The sequence below is a fragment of the Deltaproteobacteria bacterium genome (assembly GCA_016930875.1).
GTDB lineage: Bacteria > Desulfobacterota > Desulfobacteria > Desulfobacterales.
The window spans coordinates 1-5,888 of sequence record JAFGFW010000101.1 but is presented as its reverse complement, the minus strand read 5'-3'; the positions used below and the strand labels follow the sequence as shown (position 1 = coordinate 5,888).

Below are 5,888 nucleotides of genomic sequence, written 5' to 3'. Positions count from 1 at the left end.
CCTCGGCTTGCCGACTCGTGGCCCCGGCCTCTGTTGTTTTCCGGATGCGCTCAAACCTGCGCCCGGAATTCTTGGCCTTGGCCTTGGCGGCCGCCACCTCGGCCTGCGCCTGTTCAATCTCCTGCCGGCGGGTTCCGGCTTCCATCCGATTGACCACCTGTTGCTGAGCGGCAATCCGAGCCTGCGCCTCCTTGATTTGGGCTTCCAGACGGTTGGTTTGCTGCCGCGCCAGAACCTGGCCGGCCTGAACCCGATCGCCCTCTTCCACCAAAACCTCGGCAATGCGCTCCTGCTCGCTAAAGGCCGGCTGCACGTCCCGGATATCAATATTGCCTAAAGTGTGAGTTCGGCCTCCGACTTGTGCTCCTCCATTTGGAATAGCCACCGTGCACCCAAGACGCCAATCGCTATGACAACAACCACCAGAATCACCCTCTTGAAAACGCCTTTCATTGTGCCGATGCTCCACTTTCCGTGTCATGGGGTTTCCGGCAATCATGGGGAACGTCCGTAAACAGGTATATGGATGAAGCGATAGCGACTTCAATCGGCATAGAAGCCTCCTCTATTTCTTTTTAAACTCTGGGACCAGTATAACACCGCTCTCATGCAGGACCGGCATTGACTCATTTTCTTCGTTCATTTAATCCTGTAAATTCCCTTATTATCTTCATCCACGGGTCCCACAAATACGCTGAAAGAAAATCGATTGCTTTTGTCAAAATTAAAGATTCGGCCCCGATCCCTCCACCAGCCCGTTAAGATGCGACCCCGCCACTTCCTTTTTTGCTACAATTAGTAATCCCTTGACCTGATTTCCTGACTGCTTCCTAATAACTGCTTTGGTTTCCTCTATTAATTGTAATCCATGACGCCTCAGGCAATCTTGAATATATGTCCGTGAGTGTGCATAGCGACCGCTGGGAAAGAGCCGGTACTCCATGCTGTTTTCTTCCAGTCTTTCCACTGAAAATGCAATGATCCCTCCGTAAACAAGATATGAAGATGCGGACCTGATGATCGGATCCAGATTGCCGAAGTATACAAAGACGTCAGAGCTATATATCAAATCAAATTTTTGGCGAAATCCCCAGTCTTGAAGTATGTCGAAGACCTTGAGCCGGTTGTAGATTTTCTTCTCTGCGGCCTTTTCGAGCATCTTTGACGATACGTCGACGCCTATCAGTCTTTTCGCAAATGGCCGATAGAGTTGAGAGCCCAGACCGGTGCCACAGCCAAGGTCTAAAACATTCATTTCTTCAGTCAAATGTGGACGCACAAGGTCAAACAGGAGTTCAGGGATCTTGTATTGCAGGTCTTTAACCAGAATCCTTTCAAAAGTCCCGGCACATCGATCAAAGATCCTACGCACGTGTTCAACCGGGGCGGCATCAGGTGTTTCCGATGTTCCCAGGCTTTGGAGCATGAATCTTGCCGCCTCATCATCCGGCTTGGTCTCAAGCGCCTTGTTGAAATGGTCCACGGCTTCCGTAAATTTCCTGAGTTTTTGCAGAGAAACCCCGAGGTTGAAGTGGGCAGAGGCATAATCTGACCGTATCTCAATGGCCTTTCTGTATGACTTTGAAGCGTTTTCGATCATATTAAACTCGTCCTGTGCCACGCCAAGGTTGTTCCATGCCTCTGCCATGTCAGGAGCGAACGCCACTGCCCTTCGAAAACAGGATAGGGCTTCATCTTGGTCCCCAATTTCCCTATATGCCGTACCCAAATTATTCCATGCTTGACCAAAATCAGGCTGGTTTTCCAATATGGTCCTGTAAATACTTATGGCACCCTTGTGATCGTTCTCCAGCTGCTTCAGCCTGGCCAGGTTATAGCATGCGGGAAAATAGGGAGGTCTAAGGTCGCTTGCTTTCTCAAAGACCTTCCGGGCCTTATCCGGTTGGGACTGGTCCAAGAATACCGTTCCAAGCGCATTCAGTGCCGGTCCCCAATCAGGCTTTCTTCTCAATACTTCCAGATAGCCTTTTTCCGCTTCAGCAAGCCTGCCTTCCATCTGGGCCGAAGAAGCTTTCTTGAGAATGTTTTCGAAATCGTCTTTCATGCGCTTCGATGGGATAGAATACTTTTGTGAAAGGCGTGCGGTCACATCTTCATTTGTCATTTTTGGTCAACAGAAGGGTGTTGAACGGTATTAACCTCGCATATATTTTCCGGGCATGCCACGCCCGGTAAGATTGGATTGTCCCAATACGTTCTATCATGACCAATTACTACTTATGTTGAGCTCAACATAACACCTGGTCTCCTAGCACCAGCAAGAGTCAAGAGCCAACTTGACCCGAATACTTCCCAACCCTTTACTCTCCACGGATCATGACCAGCAACATTTTAAACGGTGCTTTTGCCTGAAGAACATGGGCAATATTGGCCGGCATAATCAGCATTTCACCGGCAGAAACATTTTGCGGTTGTCCACCAATGCTGATTTCAGCCTTGCCGTCCAAAATGTAGACTACCGCGTCAAATGGTGCCGTGTGTTCACTTAAGCCCTGGCCCTTATCAAACGCAAACAGGGTGATATTGCCAATTTCCTTTTTAAGCAAGATTTTGCTTACGACGGAACCCTCTGCATAATCAACGAATTGTTCCAAGTTGAAGGCCTTGCCTTTAAGTGTGCTGGATTGATCGTTCATACGGACCTCCTTAACTTTAGGGCGCCCTTCACATTTTCACTTTCGTCGGCGCCGTCAGCCAAAACTATAGAACTAAAGGATGTCCCCCAACTCTCCCTCATGCCGTAGCATGAGTCAAACCTAGACTTGATCCCTAGCCTTCACCGGCCAAGAGAAACCCAGTGAGGTCGATTGGATCAAAGCCTTTCTTCAAGTGCAAGACAAAATGTTTTTCATGTAGAGAAATGTGAACGTGCCAGTAAAAACGATCTTCCCTTTCTGTAATGTTCATGCCGTCAACCCATTGTACGAAGTCCCCCCACGGTATCAGCAGAACTGACTCTTCTGATCCACAACCGAAAGCGATAAAACTGTCTTTTCCTTTTTCGAGAAAATCTTTCTGGTGGGGATGAAAGGCGAACCAAAACCACCGATGTTCTCCCTTAACATGCTCCTTTGAAACGGCACAAATCAAGGTGGTAGATCCATCAGACGATGAGTAAGACGCCCTCGTCCGTCTAATAAGAGATCGGTGAAGACGGTTTTCAATTCGGTCAACACATGCTTGATGAAAGGATACTGGAACAAACTTGGGGCCTTGTTGGTCGCCGACAGCCGCTTTTTCAGCGGGTTCCTCTTCCTTGATTTCTTCCGCAGTGAAAAACAGGATCTCCACGATTTCGTCCAGCTTCGTGAATTCTCTTGGAATCAAGATGTCGTAGATACGCTGGACTATTTTGGGGTCTTCCACTTCCTGCTTCAGAAGCATAAGCCTCATAAGGGCATCGACACTAATGAGTCGCATATCCCATGCATGCCGAGACCCTCGAATTTGTGCTTCAAGATCGCCAGTATCTTTCCGTCCCACGACTATAAGAACGGATGACGCCTCTTCTGATAGTGCTCCTTCTTTTTCCAGCTCGTTGCGGTATCCGGCTAGTTTGTTTAGATCGATACGGTAGGCGTCTGTAGTTTTCACTTCTAGTACGATGACATGGCCTTCGGGGAGTTTCCAGATTCCATCGAACCCAATGTGCCCAGAGGCACCACGGTATCTTCCATCGGTGACTTCGAAACCAAGGCGGCGCCCCACTTGATTGACAATATCCTGCAAAGCAAACCCAGATCCGTTGAAGGAATTCTGTAAACACTGATCAGCATATTGGTGCAATAAATCCGAAGGAATATTAGATAAAAACTCTTGGAATTCTGCTGAGGCAGTGTTTCCATCTCGAAGTTCTCCCTCCCCGGCGAAAGCGATGATTTGCTGAACGTGCTTATCCTTCAGTTGTTCCTTTGAATCTTCCCATAGGTCGGTGAGGCCCATCTTTACCTCCCTCTGTCTTTGCCGACTGCCCAAGCGACACGGGTCTATCTCGTTGCTCTTATGAGTTCCATATTTAACTGCACAACTGAGAAAGTCTCCGCAATTGTTCTTCTTTCACTCTTTCTGAATCAAAGACCTAAACTGCAAGTATCCTCGGCTGCCCAAATAGTGGATCAAGTCTTCGGCTGCCTCAGCAGCCTTCCCGCCGCTTTCCATGGCTCGGGCTAAAATGGTTTTTGCCTCCTCTATCCAACCAGCTGGGGAGAACCCGGACGTTCGTTCCGAACTTGCCTAGAGTATTTTCAGCCATAGCGTTTATCTCAAACTCTTAGCACCATGAAACATTTCCTGCAACACATAAGTAAGTAGGCCCTAATCAACAAGCCCTACGCACGCTGGGAACGAACCTCCCTCTTCTCTTACACGCACGCTGGGAACGAACGTCCCTCTTCTCTCTTCTCTTACCCGGTTCTTTTTCAATACACGAGGTCTCCAGGATACTCGGTGACCAATTGTCTAGAACGTCGCAAACAGGATAGGAGTCACTGTTTAAACAGGCGAAGTCGTGCTCACATTTCGTGGTCTGCTTCAGAATTTGGTCAGGGACTTTGAAATGCATCGTTTTGAAATCCATATGACTTTAAAACCAAACTCAAATCCCGTAACGGGTGTAGAGTTGATTCCTTATAGGACATATGCAGTAGTCAGACACATCAAGACGCACATAATATAAGCAGGAAAGCACATCTTTGGGTTTTACGATAAGTACCCCCATAGCGCCCAAGGGCCGTTGTACTTCGCACATGTCGTGAATGTTACCAGTCAGACAGCCAAAAAGTTTTTGGCAGTTGGTGGTCTTTTGACGAACATCTTCATCGACTTCGAAGGTCATTGAAAGTCTCCAGAGTGTGACTGCCGGTTATCGTTAAACGGGCTAGATCCCGTAGCGTTTGTTCAGCTCGGCACGCACAGGACATGTGCAAAACCAGTAGTCGTCAACAAGACGTGCATAGTCACAAGAATCCTTATTCACCTTATTGACCAATACAATTTGAAGAGAAAAAAAACGTTCCACTTCACAAAGGCCGACCATTTTGCCCGACAGACAACTAAAGTTTTTGGCGCACTTGTTCGTGCGTTTAAGCGCTTCCTCACTTACTGAGTAACCCATCAGACGTTCCCTATTATGAATCTAGGTTTTGTGGAATGGGTAATTGAATAAACAGCCAATTTCCATGTCCGAGGCCTTCACAGCGATCTTCAAGACAGACTGAGGGCACTTCTGACCGAAAGTATCTAGAACTTCTACTGTCACAGTTACTCAACCTCATTCGAAAGTCTGTCTCAGTGGATTAGCTGATAGGTTCCTAATGGAGATCCAATATGCTTATGGGCCTATTCTGGGATAGGACTAGCAGCGGAAGAAGGTATCTAGTAGATAGGCTGGTGCATGTCGGAGCTCAATGAAGGCATGAGGCCACAAACTGCAGCGTGCCAGGGCCGTGCTTTTGGAATCATCCGTTGTAAGGGAAGGCTGTAAAAAGCCATCCTCTAAAGGCGAGAACTTTCCCTCGACAGACTCTTTGTCTGTCATCTCTTCTTGCAGTTGAAAAACTGGAGCCTGAGCCCAAGTATTCATCTAGCCAGCGTTCAGGGTAAAGGTCACGGTGAAAAGGAGGACAAATAACGCTAGCAATATCCTTCTCATGGCCATGCTTTTCCCTCTGTCTGCGGTCTAATATCCTTTGAAATACTTATAAGAACTCCGCATAAATGGGGAGAACCGCGACGTTCGTTCCGAACTTGCCTAGAGTATTCTCAGCCATAGCGTTTATCTGAGACTCTTAGCACCATGAAACATTTCCTGCAACACATAAGTAAGTAGGCCCTAATCAACAAGCCCTACGCACGCTGGGAACGAACGT

General features: G+C 47.9%; 6 protein-coding genes. All 6 read right to left on the bottom strand.

From position 1 onward, the window contains the following. Window positions 1–481 (bottom strand): biotin/lipoyl-binding protein (locus JW883_09415; protein ID MBN1842481.1); only part of this gene is annotated, 481 nt, incomplete at its 3' end. 243 nt (window positions 482–724) lie between these two features. Beyond that, window positions 725–2,125, bottom strand: a complete 1,401-nt coding sequence (locus tag JW883_09410) for a tetratricopeptide repeat protein (protein ID MBN1842480.1) — start codon at window positions 2,123–2,125, stop codon at window positions 725–727. A 196-nt stretch (window positions 2,126–2,321) separates the two neighbouring features. Next, window positions 2,322–2,657: a cupin domain-containing protein gene (locus tag JW883_09405; protein ID MBN1842479.1), complete on the bottom strand. Its 336-nt coding sequence runs from the start codon at window positions 2,655–2,657 to the stop codon at window positions 2,322–2,324. A 133-nt stretch (window positions 2,658–2,790) separates the two neighbouring features. Further along, window positions 2,791–3,963, bottom strand: a complete 1,173-nt coding sequence (locus JW883_09400) for a hypothetical protein (protein MBN1842478.1) — start codon at window positions 3,961–3,963, stop codon at window positions 2,791–2,793. 652 nt (window positions 3,964–4,615) lie between these two features. Then, the gene (locus JW883_09395) at window positions 4,616–4,855 is read right to left on the bottom strand and encodes a hypothetical protein (protein ID MBN1842477.1); all 240 of its coding nucleotides are present in this window, start codon (window positions 4,853–4,855) and stop codon (window positions 4,616–4,618) included. A 42-nt stretch (window positions 4,856–4,897) separates the two neighbouring features. Then, window positions 4,898–5,134, bottom strand: a complete 237-nt coding sequence (locus JW883_09390; protein MBN1842476.1) for a hypothetical protein — start codon at window positions 5,132–5,134, stop codon at window positions 4,898–4,900. Between the last annotated feature and the right edge of the window lie 754 nt (window positions 5,135–5,888).

What these genes read in the sequence shown, in the direction of transcription:
- JW883_09410 (MBN1842480.1), bottom strand. Translation starts at nt 2,125, where the DNA reads ATGACAAATGAAGATGTGACCGCACGCCTTTCACAAAAGTATTCTATC.
- JW883_09405 (MBN1842479.1), bottom strand. Translation starts at nt 2,657, where the DNA reads ATGAACGATCAATCCAGCACACTTAAAGGCAAGGCCTTCAACTTGGAA.
- JW883_09400 (MBN1842478.1), bottom strand. Translation starts at nt 3,963, where the DNA reads ATGGGCCTCACCGACCTATGGGAAGATTCAAAGGAACAACTGAAGGAT.
- JW883_09395 (MBN1842477.1), bottom strand. Translation starts at nt 4,855, where the DNA reads ATGACCTTCGAAGTCGATGAAGATGTTCGTCAAAAGACCACCAACTGC.
- JW883_09390 (MBN1842476.1), bottom strand. Translation starts at nt 5,134, where the DNA reads ATGGGTTACTCAGTAAGTGAGGAAGCGCTTAAACGCACGAACAAGTGC.